Origin of the sequence: Colwellia sp. PAMC 20917, from assembly GCF_001767295.1 — a bacterium.
GTDB lineage: Bacteria > Pseudomonadota > Gammaproteobacteria > Enterobacterales > Alteromonadaceae > Colwellia_A.
The window spans coordinates 4,159,765-4,175,866 of record NZ_CP014944.1; the positions used below are offsets into that span (position 1 = coordinate 4,159,765).

9 protein-coding genes are annotated in these 16,102 nt (G+C 38.3%); 5 read left to right on the forward strand and 4 right to left on the reverse strand.

All coding sequences use genetic code 11. From position 1 onward, the window contains the following. Positions 1-75 precede the first annotated feature (75 nt). Together A3Q34_RS17790 and A3Q34_RS17795 are read left to right on the forward strand one after the other, a co-directional pair. Positions 76-1,485 carry a CorA family divalent cation transporter gene (locus tag A3Q34_RS17790; protein ID WP_157471038.1) on the forward strand — a complete coding sequence of 470 codons (1,410 nt, stop codon included), beginning with the start codon at positions 76-78 and terminating at the stop codon, positions 1,483-1,485. 158 nt (positions 1,486-1,643) lie between these two features. Further along, the gene (locus A3Q34_RS17795) at positions 1,644-2,747 is read left to right on the forward strand and encodes a GGDEF domain-containing protein (RefSeq protein WP_070376562.1); all 1,104 of its coding nucleotides are present in this window, start codon (positions 1,644-1,646) and stop codon (positions 2,745-2,747) included. Positions 2,748-2,999: 252 nt separating this feature from the next. On the opposite strand, the gene A3Q34_RS17800 is transcribed toward A3Q34_RS17795, so the two are convergent. The 4 genes from A3Q34_RS17800 to A3Q34_RS17815 form a co-directional block, all read right to left on the reverse strand. Continuing rightward, positions 3,000-6,317: a DEAD/DEAH box helicase gene (locus A3Q34_RS17800; RefSeq protein ID WP_070376563.1), complete on the reverse strand. Its 3,318-nt coding sequence runs from the start codon at positions 6,315-6,317 to the stop codon at positions 3,000-3,002. Positions 6,318-6,668: 351 nt separating this feature from the next. After that, a complete protein-coding gene (locus A3Q34_RS17805) occupies positions 6,669-8,168 on the reverse strand; it encodes a PhnE/PtxC family ABC transporter permease (protein ID WP_070376564.1) in 1,500 nt (499 codons plus the stop codon). Between the two features lie 9 nt (positions 8,169-8,177). Then, complete coding sequence (locus A3Q34_RS17810; protein WP_070376565.1) at positions 8,178-8,876, reverse strand: ATP-binding cassette domain-containing protein; 699 nt, start codon at positions 8,874-8,876, stop codon at positions 8,178-8,180. Beyond that, positions 8,876-9,742: a putative selenate ABC transporter substrate-binding protein gene (locus A3Q34_RS17815; protein ID WP_070376566.1), complete on the reverse strand. Its 867-nt coding sequence runs from the start codon at positions 9,740-9,742 to the stop codon at positions 8,876-8,878. The genes A3Q34_RS17810 and A3Q34_RS17815 overlap by 1 nt, the downstream gene beginning before the upstream one ends. Before the next feature lie 568 nt (positions 9,743-10,310). Between A3Q34_RS17815 and A3Q34_RS17820 the strand changes: the two genes are divergently transcribed. The 3 genes from A3Q34_RS17820 (at position 10,311) to A3Q34_RS17830 (ending at position 16,091) form a co-directional block, all read left to right on the forward strand. Continuing rightward, entirely contained in the window at positions 10,311-11,585 is a 1,275-nt protein-coding gene (locus tag A3Q34_RS17820; RefSeq protein WP_070376567.1) for a S8 family serine peptidase, read from the forward strand. Positions 11,586-11,756: 171 nt separating this feature from the next. Beyond that, positions 11,757-13,076 carry a DEAD/DEAH box helicase gene (locus tag A3Q34_RS17825; protein WP_070376568.1) on the forward strand — a complete coding sequence of 440 codons (1,320 nt, stop codon included), beginning with the start codon at positions 11,757-11,759 and terminating at the stop codon, positions 13,074-13,076. A gap of 426 nt (positions 13,077-13,502) precedes the next feature. Next, positions 13,503-16,091, forward strand: coding sequence for a sensor domain-containing protein (locus tag A3Q34_RS17830; RefSeq protein ID WP_070376569.1), 2,589 nt, complete (start codon positions 13,503-13,505; stop codon positions 16,089-16,091). Positions 16,092-16,102: the final 11 nt, after the last annotated feature.

Consider the following 16,102-nt stretch of genomic DNA (forward strand, 5'->3'; position numbering starts at 1 on the left):
ACTTGCTGTTCTGTTTTGAAATGTGTTTACACATTTTAGCCTTAATAATACAATTAACACTTAATTAATTCCAAGGTGGATGAGAGTATCTTTATAACATCAAAAATTCGCTTGTTGCTCAATGAACGTGTCATGGGCTTTTTAGCGCTTATTTCACTTTTCATTGCTCTCGCGCCAACAGTTGTTGCGACTAATGAGCGCTTTACTCAAGCGAAAGTTTTTTTGGAATGGGGGATCCTGGCTCTTTTCATCGTTGAATACGGCGTTAACTTTGTTTTAGCATCAAGTCGCCGGGTGTTTTTACTGGGTCCGTGGCGTATCTTAGATTTATTTATCATCTGTACGGGCTTGCTATCCTTGATCCCTATGGCTAATGAACATTTACGTAATATCCCTGCTTTAAGACTGCTTAAATTCATCCGAATGGCTTTATTTGGTGTTCGAATGAAATTCGCTATGTCCTTAGATAACAATAAAGTTTCGACGGTATTGTCACCACCCATGCAGTCTTTTAGCGCCTATTCGTTAGTAGATAAAAATATTTGTGGCTACACTGAATTAACTTGGGGCAACGTTGTAAAGCTATTAAAGTCGTCAAGTAATGACTGGTTATTTGCTGTAGGGCTCAATTCAGAGCAACTTGCCGAGGTCGCGGAGATTCTTCAAGCCCCTAAGTCTGCCTTAGATATGCTTTTTAAACATTCGTTGTACCCAAGAATAGAGCGAATGGATGAATACACCGCCATTTTCCTCTGGAGTCCTAAGGTGGTAAAACAGTCGGATGATCGTGTGCCGACCATAGAACGAAGTCCTATTCTTTTATTGGGCGCGAATAATAATATTATTACCTTATCTGGGACAGAATCATCGCTAGTAGATGAAATAGCAGTTGATTTAATGGAGGTAGGAATACCTGCTCCGCCTCTGATGCAAGCGACAAGTGCGCTTATTCGTGTTCTTGTCGCACAATACACTGATGTTATTGGCACATTAGAACAGACGCTTTTATACCTAGATAAGCATCAAAAACAATTAGGTGATAAAATCTTTTTAGACCAAACGTTTCGACTGCGGAATGAAATTACCAATGTTAGGGGTAACCTTAAGCATTTAGCGTCAGTGGTTCACCAACTCGCAGAAAAGCCGCTTGCAATTAAAAGTTTTGAAGTGATGCCTCGACCTATTCTGACGGTATTAGCCGATGACGTTGATGGTTTATTTGATAGTGCCGATGACTTAGTAACAACACTGGCAGCATTAGTTGAACTGCGCATTAATATGTCTTCATTTCAAATGAATAAGGTAATGCGATTACTGGCTGTTATCACCACCATAACTTTAATTCCGACCATGGTTGGTGGTCTAATGGGAATGAACTTAATTGACAGCCCTTGGGATTTTACCTTATATGAAGTGACTTTCTTTGTTGGTGTGGCGATGTCTTGTGGTATTTATATTTTTGCCAGTAAAGGCTGGTTTCGTTAAAAATAAAAAGTTTCGCCATTATTATTCTAGCGTATACACTTAAATTTATTGACAAAAAATAACTATTTAATTTTTATTAATCGATGATTAAATATAAAACTGATTATCGATAGGGGCTAAGCATCAAAAAACTGCCAGACATTCAACAACGCATTGATATGGATCTTAGACGTCGTTCTATGACGGGCATCGCCGTTTATGCGGTGATGTTACCGGCTGTTTTTTGGCCATTTGATTTTCACACCAAAGAGCCTGCTTTGACCTTAGCTTTTGCGTTAAGCATGCTGGCAATTAGTATAGTACGCTTTGCTCACTGGTTTTTTAGCGATGCTATTTATAATTATTCTCCTAACGTGTGGCGTAATTGCTTTACTGTTTTATCATTGTTACATGCCAGTGTATTAAGCCTATTCTTTGGTTTAGCGATATACGACCCGCGTTTCACCCCTATTTTACATGTTACTATGTTGGCTATAGGTGGTATTGCCAGCAGTGCCATTGTCGCACTGACACCAAGAATATCTTTAGCCTTATTGAACTTAGGAGTACTTCTAGTTCCATCAATAATGGCTGGTTTTATCATTGAGGATAAATTACCTTATGCGATTATGATCCTCGTCTATGTAACCTTCATTGGTTTGATGGGCATTCGCTCTTCCGGTGAATATAACCGCTCTTTTGAAATTGAAACTCAACTGGATGGACAGAAACAGATCTTAGAACAACTCAACAAAGTTGACTCACTGACTCATATTTATAATAGGGGATACTTTAACAGTGAATTTGAACGCCAATGGCAAATGGGTAGCCGACATAAAATATCAACAGCATTAATGCTAATAGATGTTGATCACTTCAAAGTCTTTAATGATAACCACGGGCATTTATGTGGTGACGCTTGCTTAATACATGTGGCTAAAGTGATTAAAGAAAATATTAAGCGATCGACAGATCTCGTTGCGCGCTTTGGTGGTGAGGAGTTTGTGGTATTACTTTCTGGCTATAGCGCTAAAGATGCCAAGGAACTGGCAGAAAAAATTAGACTTTCAGTTGAACATACTCCTTTAGATTATGAGGGTAATGCACTTAATGTCACGATAAGTATTGGTTTAGCTTCGACTATTCCCGATAGTCAATGTGATAGAAAAACTTTACTAGAAGCCGCTGATAAAGCCATGTATAGCGTAAAAAAAGCGGGAAGAAACCAAGTTTCAAGCGTGATTGAATTAGACACTACGCTCAGACAATCTAATGATATTTAATTTTTAGCCATTTATTGAATACCTGAGTAACCCCTGTTTAATATAACCAAGTCAGTAATATCAACAGGCACTACTAGTTTACGAATAATAAAATAGAGTAACTTTAGCTACTTGGCGTTATCAGTGCTAATGATATCAAGGCCAGTGATAGCAATTTAGCGGTATTCAAAGCAATAACAGGCCATTAAAAGCGAGTTGATGACTCTACTTATTCTCATCAACCCTGTGCAATGCAATGGCTATTATTTTATATTAGCTCAGCGGTGCTAGCAACGAGCCTAAAATATCATCCGTTAAACTCAGTTTATTATCACTGACTTCTTCAGACAATAAAGCTTTAGCAAGTTCTGCTTTATTTTGCTGTATTTTTTGGATTTTCTCTTCTATTGAATTTTCTATAATATATTTATAAACAAAAACAGGCTTGTCTTGTCCAATGCGATACGCTCTGTCAGTTGCTTGATTCTCTACGGCAGGATTCCACCAAGGGTCAAAATGAATCACGGTATCGGCAGCGGTTAAGTTTAAGCCAACACCACCAGCCCGTAAGCTAATCAAAAATACCGGTACTTCACCTTCTTGGAATTTATCTACCACGGCTTGTCTATTGGTCGTTGATCCAGTTAGTTTAACAAAATCAATACCTTCTGCCACCAACTCATCTTCTATTAAAGCAAGCATACTGGTAAACTGAGAAAAAATTAATATTTTGCGGCCTTCAGCAATTTGCTCAGGTAGCGTTTCCATTAAGTAGTCAAGCTTGGCTGATTGGTTTACTTTTTTAGCGCCTTCAAGCGATAACAATTTAGGATGATTACAAACCTGTCTTAGTTTTAATAATGCATCTAATACTTCTATCTGACTGCGTTTTAAGCCTTTGTCAGCAATGATATCTTTTAAACGACTGTCCATCGCTAAACGCACTGATTCATAAAGCTCAGCTTGCTGACCTTCAATACGCAATTTTTGAATGATTTCAGTCTTTGGCGGCAACTCAGTGGCTATTTTATCTTTCGTTCTACGTAAAATAAATGGCTTAATGCGTTGGTTTAATAACTGCTTACGCTCTTGCTCACCATGCTTTTCTATCGGTGTTCTAAAGAGTTTAGTAAATTGTCTTTGCCCACCAAGAAAGCCCGGCAATAAGAAATTAAATTGTGCCCAAAACTCACCTAAATGATTCTCCATCGGTGTACCGGTCAAGCATAATTTATGTTGCGCTTTAAGGGTCAAAAAGGCTTGGTATAATTTTGTTTTAGTATTCTTTATATAATGAGCTTCATCGAGCACCAGATAATAAAATTTTTGCTGGCTATAAAGCGCTAAATCTTTAGTGATTAATGCATAGCTGGTGATGATAATATCAACTTGATTCTCAAGTCCTTCAAAACAATCAAAATGCTGCTGGCGTTTACTGCCGTGTAAAACACGATAAGAAAGTTGTGGGGTAAATTTTTCTATTTCATTGGCCCAGTTAAAAATAACACTGGTTGGTGCCACAATGAGCACGGGCTTAGTAAGGCGGCCTTGTTGTTTTTCAATTAATAGGTGCGCTAAGGTTTGAATCGTTTTACCTAAACCCATATCGTCAGCCAAAATACCATTTAATTGATACTCGCGTAAAAACTGCAACCAGTTTAGCCCTTGATGCTGATATGTTCTTAAGGTCGCATTTAATCCTTCTGGTACAGGAACCGTGGTCACTTGTTGGAAGTCTCTGAGTTTGTCAGCTAAGCTTCTTAACTTACTGGTACCCGTGGCTATCATCCCTTGGTCATCTAACATTGATAATGTTTGATGTCCTTGAAAACGTGAAAGCTCCATAGTGCCATTTTTATTTAAAGCATTGGGCATAAACAGCTCAATAAACTGTTTCAATATCGGTTGTACGCTTTGATAACGCAAGGCAACGAAGTCACCATTATCTAAGTCAACGTAAATAGGTGAATCAGGCGAAATAAGTTTTTCTTTTTCGCGGTCAAGTAACGCCGATTTAGGAAGTTGTTCAATCGCGCCAAGCAAAATAGGAAATGCCGGCATTTTTTTACCATCAATGGTTAAGTTTAACCCTAATGAGAAAAAGTCATGGTCATCGGTTTGAATAACTTCAGCATCAAAAACACTGTCGGTAGCGAGCGCCTTATAATAAAAATCATCAGTAAAAGTTATATGCCAGCCTAAATTCTTAAGTGGTTGCACTTCTTGATGCAAAAAGTGATGCCAAAGGTAGCGCCCTTGCATTAGCATCGAAAATTTAGGCGTTTTATCTTTATTTAAATAGTCTTCATTGGTGAAAGTATAACGCTTAGCTTTGGGCTGAACGGTAAATTTTAACGTCGTCAACTTATCGATAACCGCTTGTTCAAACGTTAAATCTCGATACAGTTTTATTTTTTTATCAGTCTCATTTTCGTTATCATTTTCACTTGAGTTTTTGGGGGTAACCGTAACACTCTCATTATGTGGGTTAACTAAATTTCCTTGGTAGGAAAAGTTAACTTTTACAAAACCTGATTGTGGGTCTGCTTCACGGGGTGTTGAAAAGTGCAAATGTACTTCTGGTTTGGTTAACTCTTGTGAGTATTCTGTTTTGGGTTTAGGTAAACGCTGCACAGCATCACCTAACGACATAGATAACTTATTCATGACCCAAGGTAATTTGTCTTCTTCGAAGATAGGTGAATTGAGTAAGTCTGCCTCAAAATTACATTGGGTATTGGTATTGATTTTCCCAAAACAATTATTCTTTTCATCATAATAACAAAGCGGTTGTGCTTTGATGATAAGAATATTGGTCGAGGGTTCCATGAAAACAAGTTTTAAGGTGTGTAACTTGTTATCAAGGGCTAACCACTGCCACTGAGCTTCTATGGGATCACCTAAAGTGATCGCTTCATTTAAGTCGTAACTTGTTTGCCAAAAACAGCGGTTGGTTTTGATAATACGTTCGAACAAATCAAAATACTTGATGTTATCGCCATATTGATTAGTACGGATAAGTTCGGTAAGTACGGCAACATCATCGTTATTAGCATAGGCACTATTTATTAACGAACTGGCAGAAAACTCGCTGCCAAGTGAACTACTCCATCCACCACTATTTTTGGGGCGAGCTGATTTAATGCCTAAAGTGAAATAGTCATCTTCGTTATAACTGTTAGGCTTTAAAAAGTACAATAGCGACTTTTGTTGGCTATTGGGCTGATATCTACTGGGCTGTGCTTGAAAGCGACTAAGCCATTTATCAATGACTTTTTCAGAAGTCGCAATACTGTTTTGGTCAAAATGTTCGTGAATAAAACACTGTGCTAACGCTGCACCATGCTTACAATCTCGACCAATATAACAATCGCAATAACTGGCAATACCATCATTCTTAATATTTAGTACTAAACGGGTCAAATAAGTGCTTTGGCGAGAGCGTTCACTGTAAACGACACCACGAATTATTTCACCATCAAGGGCGCAGGTTTTAATGCCTTTCGCCTGAAAAATACGCGTTCCTTTTTTCCATTCATTTTTGGCAAAGTGTTTTTCAAGTAATTCAGGTGTAAAAGTGTTTGTAGCCATAAGTTTTTAATTATTAAGAATTCAAATAGGTTGTGAATGGATAAATTAGTTTGATATCACTTCTCAATAGAATAAAAATATCAAGAGGATGATAAATATACATTAATTCAACAGCACTTTCAGGACTTACTGCTAATCGTTAATCATTTATTATATCATCTCAATAGTATCACTGAGAATTAAAACCTTCAATTTGTCTTAATACTTGTAATTAAAGGGTAATATTTTTAATGAAAGCTCATCTTAAGCACCAAGGTTTACTATATACACAGGTATCCTTGCTTTTAAGGGCTGTTGAGTCGCTGATTACTTGTAATAAAAATGGCAAAATCGATAAGTGTTGGCTTTAACTTATGTGGTTAACGATTTTTTGTGGGGATTAAGTAGTCGCCTTGAAATATGATCGATGGCGACATTAAGTAAAGCGGTACAAATGATAAGAATTAATGCATTACTGTAACGTATTTCACTGAAATTACTGTCGATATAAAAACCTAATGTCATAATACCTAAAATACCAAACACGGCAGTTTCACGGACGATTATCTCGAATCGATAAAACAATAAAGCCATCATATTGGGATAAATGCTTGGCATTATGTGGTAGTTAAACTTATTTATCGTGCTTATCTGCATCAAGGGTGGCGCTATGGCGTTACTTTGTTGAACCGTTAAGTAGGCGATAACACTACCATTATGTATGGCTAGGGCAAGAATAGCAGGTAACATCGACGGGCCAAGTAATATTAAAAAAACAAACGCTAATATGTATTCAGGTACTGAGCGGCCAATGAGCAAAATGAACTGACCAAGATACGCAAGTGGGACAGGCCATAAATGCTTACTTGCAATGGCATGGGCATTTAAGGTCACAAAGTGGCTAGCCGCTAATGCTAATAAGGCTAAAGTTAGGGTCGATATTGCCCCGGGAAAAGCCTGCTGTGTGATAATGTCGCTAAACCAAGTATAAAGTAATGACCATTGCACGTCGGAAAAACTTAAGGTGTTTACTAACACAGGTGGAATAATATCTTGGCTAATAAAACGTATCAGTAAACTGCTATCTAGCGTAGGAATTTCTACCAATGTTATACAAGCAATAATAAGGTAAATCCCTAATAATTTAGGAGGGCACCAATAACGAATCGTGCCAATAAGCGCAATAAATATCATCAGTAATGCAGCGCCTTCGCTATAGTTTCCTTGTTTAAAAGCGGTTTCTAAATAATAGCCCAGCGTTGGCATACCAATAAATCCTAGCACAGCGCTACTGCGCAGCGCACATTCAAAACGGTAGCGTGTGTAGGTGATAAGTTGCGGTAAAACTTGAGCTATTTTGCCATAGGTATAGCGGCTAATAATATCTGCTCTGCTGTCAATACTCTCTAATGGATTGTCTGACGATTGATTGATTATATCGTGAAATACCCGAGCAAAAGTAGCGGCAAAGGGAATAGTGATCGCTAAAATTCCTGTTACGGGAGAAAGACCAAAAACTTGTAAAAATAACAGCGCCCAAAAGATCTCATGAATTGCGCGTAAAAAAGCGCAGCAGCCAGATACTAAAGGGTGTTGGTAGATGAGTGCGAGCGGAGCGCCGAGCACTAGCCCTAAAGATACACCAATAATGGCAAAGTTAAGGGTTTGAATAATCGCTTGGAACAGGTATTCAGTGGCGAAAAAGTCAGCGTGGATAAAACCTTGAGCCATAAGCGATAACTCAAGTAAAGGGTCGAAAGTAACAATTTCTATATCAGCAAAAGGAATAATAACTAAGGCGATAAACCCTATTGATAAGGTGACTTTTTGCCAATATCCTAATGGGTAAACTGTATTTTGTCGCAACGCCATAAAATAAACCTACGCGACTGCGTCAGTTTGATAAAGTTTGCTGATCTGCTGTTGGTTAATTGACTGTTTTTTGCTGTCGAGTACCAACCGACCTTTATCTAAGGCGATAACACGATCGAAAGCGTTCATTGCCAAGGTACGGTCGTGTACGACCATAATGACAGTTTTGTGGCGAGCTAATATTATTTCAAGTAATCTTGACGCCATTAATGGGTCAAGTGCTGAAAAAGGTTCATCACCAAGAAATATATCTTGCTGCTGATATAAAGCTCTTGCTAATGCGACTCGTTGTCTTTGCCCACCTGAAAGTTTATCTACTGACTTGGCTAAGGGCTCATCTAGTTCTAACTGCTGACAAAGTAGGCCAATATCGTGTAAGTCTTGTTTAAAAGGTCTCATTAAGTTAATAAGATTAAATAACCAGTGGTGGCGAGCTAAAGCACCCATAAATATATTGTGAAAGACACTTAAGTTATCGACTAAGCCTTGGCGCTGAGAACAAAGCGCTGCGCTGGTTTGTAAACACTGATATACATGGTGCAGTAGGGACGTTTTTCCTGCACCAGAGGGACCAATAATCGCAACTTTTTCACCTTTATTTATCGTCAGACTTAGATCAAAGATGACTTGAGCAGCCCCTTTACGCTTACCTGTATTATTGCTGGCTGTTTTATGATGATAGAGGTTTAGGTTGTCGAGGGTTATCATTAATCGATAAGCCCTATCTTTTTAGCCACCGTTAATACTGGCTCAAAATCTTTATTTTCAGCATTGACAAAAGAAGAACGTGGAAAGCTACTAAGTAGCTCTGGGTTATTCATATTGAGAAGTGCCGCCTGCACTTTATTCGCAAAGCCTTTGCCAAATTCCGCATCAACATTGGCGCGTATCGTCCATTGGTAATCAGGGTAGGTAGGGGTTTCCCAAATAACACTGACTTTATTGGTGTCTATTTTTCCTGCGCTAAGTGCACTTTCCCATACTTTATAATTAACAGCACCAACTTGGTAAGCGCCCGCTTGAACTTGAGCAATAGTGCGGCTATGGTCACCAGAAAAGCCAACACGTTTAAACGCTTGTTGTGGTTTTTTAGCTAAATGTTGCTCAATAAAATATTGTGGCATTAATCGACCTGATGTTGAACCTTTTGAGCCGAAGGTGAAGGTTTTATCATTTATATCAGGGAAACTGTCGTTCATCGTTAATCCCGTGCTGTGGTGAGCGATAAAATAGCTCTTAAAAAACTGATCTTCATAGCCTTGAGCAATCGCTTGTGATCCTGGTACTAAAAGTCGGGCTTGTACACCAGATAAGCCGCCAAACCAAGCGAGTTGAACCTGATTGTTTTTAAAGGCTGTTACGGCGGCAGAGTAAGACTTTACCGGTACGTATTTTACCTTGACGCCAAGTTCATTTTCTAAATATAAGGCTACTTTTTCGAAACGGGTTCTTAATTGAGACTCATCCTCATCAGGGATTGCGGTAAAAGTAAAGGTTGTGGCGATAGCGTTGACACTTACTAATAAGCTTAATATTAGCGTTAATAATGTTATTACAGTGGTCAGTGTTTTCATGGTATCTCTAGTTGTTTTTAACCCAATAGTAACCTCAATGAGTTGATAATTGATGTTATATTGATGCAGGGAAAGTATGGAAGTTTGATGACGTATTATTACTTAAAAAATAGTGATTCACACGCTTTTGCGCAATTTAATCCTTACTCAGCATAAAATATCATTTGGCAGTATTCATTATTAAACATATCAAGCTGTTTCTGTTTACTTGAAACTTAATACACTCAGTAGTCATACTCAAGGCATAATTTAATCCTACCTTTTTACGCTCCTCAGCTAAACCTTAAGTACTAACTATTAGCTGCGTTTTAGCAATCGTGTTTATTTGCTCGTTTTTTGTTCGATGTTAACTTGACTGTTAACTTGACTGTTAACTTGACTGTTAACAAGTCGATGTCTTCAATGAGGGGTTAATATTATTAAAATAGGGGTTTTTCCTGATGGTCATACCAGTACCAAGACTCTACATTGGTAACAACACGTTTACTTTTAGATGTGTACCAAAAACAATAATTAAGTGCTCTATCCTAGAGTAGCTTGAGAAATTTAATACTACGTGGAGCCAAAAATGAAAAAGAAATTAATAAGCTTAATGATTTCATCTTGTATTGCACTGCCAGCTATTGCTGCAGAAGACAACGTACTTAGCAATATTATCGTTAGCCTAGATGCGAATCAAATCGCCAGTGTTGCAGATTTTATCGACGATTACGCTATAGCAAGTAAATATACTTACAGCCATGTTTTTACTGGTTTTTCTGCGACGGTTCCGTCAAAAGTACTTGCCCAGCTAAGTCAAGATCAACGTGTTTTGAGTGTTTCAAAAGATGGCAGAGTTCACGCAACAAAAAGTACTTCAAATCAAGCAACAGCCTGCAGTTTCTTATTTGGTTGCCAGACTAGCCAGCAAGAAACTCCTTGGGGAATTAGTCGCATAGGGGCAAATACCGATGAAAACACCGGTCAGGGAGTTCATGTTTATGTTATTGATACGGGTATAGATTCTGATCACCCAGATTTAGCTAGTAATGTCGCTAATGGTTATAGTGTTGAAATGTGTCTTGGTTTAGGTTGTTCAAATAACTGGGATGATGATCAAGGTCATGGCACCCACGTTGCTGGCACTATTGGCGCATTAGATAATAACCTTGATGTTATTGGCGTGGCACCAGCCGTTACCTTGCATGCAGTTAAAGTATTAAATGCTGCTGGCAGTGGCTCTAATTCTGGGGTTATTGCTGGTATTGATTGGGTAACACAGCAGGCTGAATCATTAGGCGTAGCGGTTGTTGCTAACATGAGTTTAGGCGGTGGTGGCTCTAAAACAGGTACTTGTACCAATGACGGTTTTATTGGTAATGATAACTTTCATCGTGCTATCTGTAATGCGAAAAATCAAGGCGTTATTTTTGCTGTGGCGGCAGGAAATGACAGTGCAGATGCTTATGGTTCAACGCCTGCAGCTTATGACGATGCGGTGATAACCGTTAGTGCAACCGATATAAATGATGATTGGGCTGGCTTTTCAAACTGGGGTAACGGCTCTGCTAGCTGGACGAGTCATCAATCTGCGCCAGTAGCTATTGCAGCCCCGGGTGCTAATATTTTATCGACTAAAAGTGGTGGTGGTACAACAACGATGAGCGGCACATCAATGGCCGCTCCACATGTTGCGGGTGTTTTGGCGCTTTACTTGGAATCTATATCACTAAACCCTGATGGCAGCGCTTTTGACGCAGCAAGAGATTGGTTACTTTACAACAGTGAGTCTAATGCTAACTTAACTAATTCAACGGGTCAGCCTCACCAAGAAGATTTTCTTAACGCAGAAATAGCTAAATAAAGAAATAAAGAGCTATTAGTAAAATTTATCTATCTTGTCAGGGGGAGCGGTTAACTTGAATTTAATTCAAGTTAACCGCTTTCTGCTAGGGTTAGTCAATTTTATTAACTTACTGGGGCAAAAATAGGCTAAAATATACTTACTTATTTTAGCCTTGAGCCCTTTATCTTAATGACCTCTATTTCACCCCCAACCCAGTTTACAGAACTTGGTCTTATTCCCCCATTATTAGCTCGATTAACTGAGTTGGAATATCTGCAGCCTACGCCTATTCAGGCACAAGCTATTCCAAGTGTTTTAGCAGGACGTGACTTAATTGCAGGGGCAAATACCGGTTCAGGTAAAACAGCCACCTTTGCATTACCTCTTTTGCAGCACATTTTTTTACAACTGTCTGCTGATACAACCTCAAATAGCAAGAGTAACAAGGGTAATTATGTTACAGGGCTTATTTTAGTGCCTACGCGTGAACTCGCTAAACAAGTAGCAGACAGCATTAAATCTTATGCCGTGCATTTCAATGGTGCGATAAAAACGGTCGCTGTTTTTGGTGGTGTATCCGTGAATACACAAATGCTGGCATTGCGAGGTGGCGCCGATATTCTGGTGGCAACACCGGGTCGATTACTCGATTTAATTTCAAGTAATGCCATTAAGCTTGATTTAGTTAAGACCTTAGTCCTTGATGAAGCCGATAGGATGTTAAGCTTAGGTTTTACCGAAGAATTATCTGCGCTGTTAGCCTTATTACCTAAGAAAAAACAAATATTATTATTTTCAGCAACCTTTCCCGAACAAGTAAAAGCGCTAACCCAAGAATTACTTAACAACCCGATTGAGATACAAGTTCAAAGTGCTGATGCAAGTACGCTAGTTCAGCGTGTCTTTAGCGTTAATAAAGGTGAAAAAACCGCAGTGTTAGCACATTTAATTGCAGAAAATGAATGGCGACAAGCGCTCATCTTTGTTAATGCTAAACACCATTGTGAGCATTTAGCTGAAAAACTTGCTAAACGCGGTATTACCGCGGCAGTGTTTCATGGTGATAAAGGTCAAGGCGAACGAAGTAGGGTGCTTGATGGCTTTAAAGCTGGCGAGATTGACGTGCTCATCGCTACAGATATAGCCGCTCGCGGACTCGACATTGAAAAGCTGCCAGTGGTTATTAATTTCAACTTACCGAGAAGTCCGTCAGACTACATGCATCGTATTGGTCGAAGTGGCCGTGCTGGTGAAGTGGGTCTGGCTTTATCATTAATTGACCATGAAGACTTTCATCACTTTAGTATCATTGAAAAGAAAAATAAAATTCGTCTTGAACGTGAGCAAGTCAAAGGTTTTGAAGCCGATGAAGTCAGTAATGATTCAATTACTGCCGCAGAGAAACCCATGGCAAAGCCTGAAGGCACAGGAAAGAAAAAGCGTAAAAAGAAAGGGTCGGTGAAAACCATAAACGCTGATATTTGGGCGGGTTATAGCGAAGCAGAGTAGGTTGATTAAACTAAGCGGCTGAATGTATATTCAGCCTAATAAGCTAATGTCTTATTTAGTAAATAAAAACATCAGTCATTTATTGGCGTGGTGTTTTTTTTATGGTGCTTTTAGCAATATTTAGCCCGATGGAATAGGTGCTAATGCACTTTTATTGACGGTCAATAATCGCTAAATTATAAAGTGTCACCTCTTATCTTCTGTACGCTTTTTGACTTTCTGTTATTAATCTCGCCCTATGTTACTATCTTAGTATTAAATGGAATTAAGTTAATTTAACGAACTATCTTAATACAGTTTTACTTCAATGAAATTTTACATTCATCTTAAGTATAATGGGATCATATGTTCAATGTTAAGCGCTTCTGCCTGCTCAAGGCGATCAAGGTTTCGTTCAAAAAATATCGGTATCTTTGCGCTTTTGTTATGCTGTTATTATTTTCAAATGATACTTTTTCAAAGAGTGATTTTAGCACTATTTTTGAAAGACATAGTGCAGTTATGTTAATCATTGAACCTAAAACCGGTAATATTCTTCAGGCTAATTCAGCCGCTCAAGACTTCTATGGATTCGCAGAAAAAAAACTTGAGTCACTAACTATTCAAGATATTAACCTGTTGAGTGTAGAGCAAGTCGCTTCAGAAAGAGCCTTAGCTAAATCAGAAGATAGAAATTATTTTATTTTTAGACATAAAACCAGTAATGGTGACATCAAAACCGTATCGTCACATTCCATTCCGATAACTTATAATAATAAAGCTGTGCTCTTTTCCATTATCCAAGATGTGACATCGGAAAGGAAATATCAGCAGGCGCTTTGGCATTATCAAAGTAATTTAGAGAGCTTGGTCGACAAGCAAGTTAATGAAATCGATAAAACTAAAAGAAACTTAATACAACTATTAGTGATAGGTCTCTTGTTATTATCGACCTTGAGTCTTTTTTTACTTTTTATGTTAAAACGAAAAAATGAAGCTGAAGCTCAGCGTTCATTAATTGCTCAAATTGTCGAGCAAAGCCCGGTCTCAATTCAAACCACAGACCTTAATGGTATTATCACTTATGTTAATAAGGAATTTGTTAAAAGTTCTGGGTTTCAAGCAACAGAAGTGATCGGTCAAAAAACAAATATTCTTAAATCTGGTTTTCATCAATCTCCGCTCTATGAAAATTTATGGGCAACAATAACATCAGGTAAACACTGGGTCGGGGAGTTTTATAATCAGCGAAAAAATGGTGATAATTTTTGGGAAAAAGCCAATGTATACCCTCTCAAAGATGCTAAAAATAGAATCACCAGTTATGTAGGGATTAAAGAAGATATTACCCAAGTTAAGCAAGATGAAAAGCAGTTGAGACTCGCTTCAACGGTATTTAAAACCGCAACAGAGGCTGTAATGGTTACCGATGTTGATAATAATATTGTTGCGGTTAATCAAGCGTTTATATTAATTACTGGCTATGAGGAAAAAGAAGTCTTAGGTAAAAATCCCACATTGTTAAGCTCTGGGCATCATGACACAGAATTTTATCAGCGCATGGCGGCAGATTTGGAAAACTTGGGGCAGTGGCAAGGTGAAATCAGTAATCGATGTAAAAATGGTGAAGTGTTTTATGAATGGTTATCTGTTACTGCTTTGAGAGATGAGTTTGGGCAATTAGAGTCTTATGTTTCACTCTTTAGTGATATTACTAAACGTAAAAAGGCCGAAGATAAAATTTATCGCCAAGCCAATTACGATTCATTGACCGGACTCGCCAATAGAAATCTGTTTGTCGACAGATTTGAGCATACTTTGGAACTTGCCCAACGGGACAATAATAGAATTGCGATATTTTTTATTGATTTAGATGGCTTTAAGAATGTAAATGATACCTTTGGCCATGCTAAGGGAGATATGTTGTTAAAATTAACCACAGAGCGTATCAAAGAGTCGGTAAGAAAGGCCGATACGGTCAGTCGTTTGAGTGGTGATGAATTTGCAATAATTTTGTCGGGTGACAATGATGTCTTCAGTTTTGAAAAAATTGCCAGCCAGATACTTGATAAAATAGCCAAGCCATTTCATTTAATAGAAATAGAAGCTTATGTTACCGCAAGCATAGGTATATCAATATTTCCAGATGATGGCAGTACCTATGAAGAGCTATTGAGTAAAGCCGACAGCGCTATGTATAAAGCCAAAGAAAAGGGCAAAAATAATGTGCAATTTTTTACCAAAGAAATGGACATTAAAGCCCAACAACGAAGGCACCTAGAAGTTGAATTACGCAAGGTTATTGTCAACAAGGAGTTGATTTTACATTATCAACCTATCCATCAAGTTAGTAGTAATAAAGTTGTTTCTGCTGAGGCCTTAGTTAGATGGCTACACCCGATAAAAGGCTTGGTTCCACCTGTCGATTTTATTGCATTAGCAGAAGATATTGGTTTTATTACTGAAATTGGAGATTGGGTCTTAGAAGAAGCTTGTAAACAAGCTAAATGCTGGCAAAGCCAATTTGACCTTGCACCAAAGATATCAGTTAATATCTCGAGTGTGCAGTTTCAACGTCAGGATTTTATCAGTAAACTTGAAGCTATCTTAGCAAAAACACAACTTCCTCCAGATTCACTGATCCTTGAAATGACAGAAAGTTTATTAATTCAAGAAGATGATCAAACCCTAATTCAGTTATCAGCTATAAGAGCAATGGGCATAGAACTGTCGATTGATGACTTTGGTACCGGTTATTCGTCACTTAGCTACTTAAAGCGTTTTCCTATTAGCATATTAAAAATAGACCGCGCTTTTATCAAAGATATTACCTTTAATGCTGAAGATGAAGCTTTGGCTTGCGCTATCTTGTCGATGGCAAAAAGTTTAGGTTTAAAAGTGGTTGCCGAAGGGGTTGAAGATCTTGCTCAGTGCCAATTACTAACTAAGCATCAATGCGATTATATTCAAGGATATTTTTTTAGTCGCCCACTCGAAGAGCACGCCTTTATTGCGTATCTCAACGACAACATTTAGTAATCGAACGT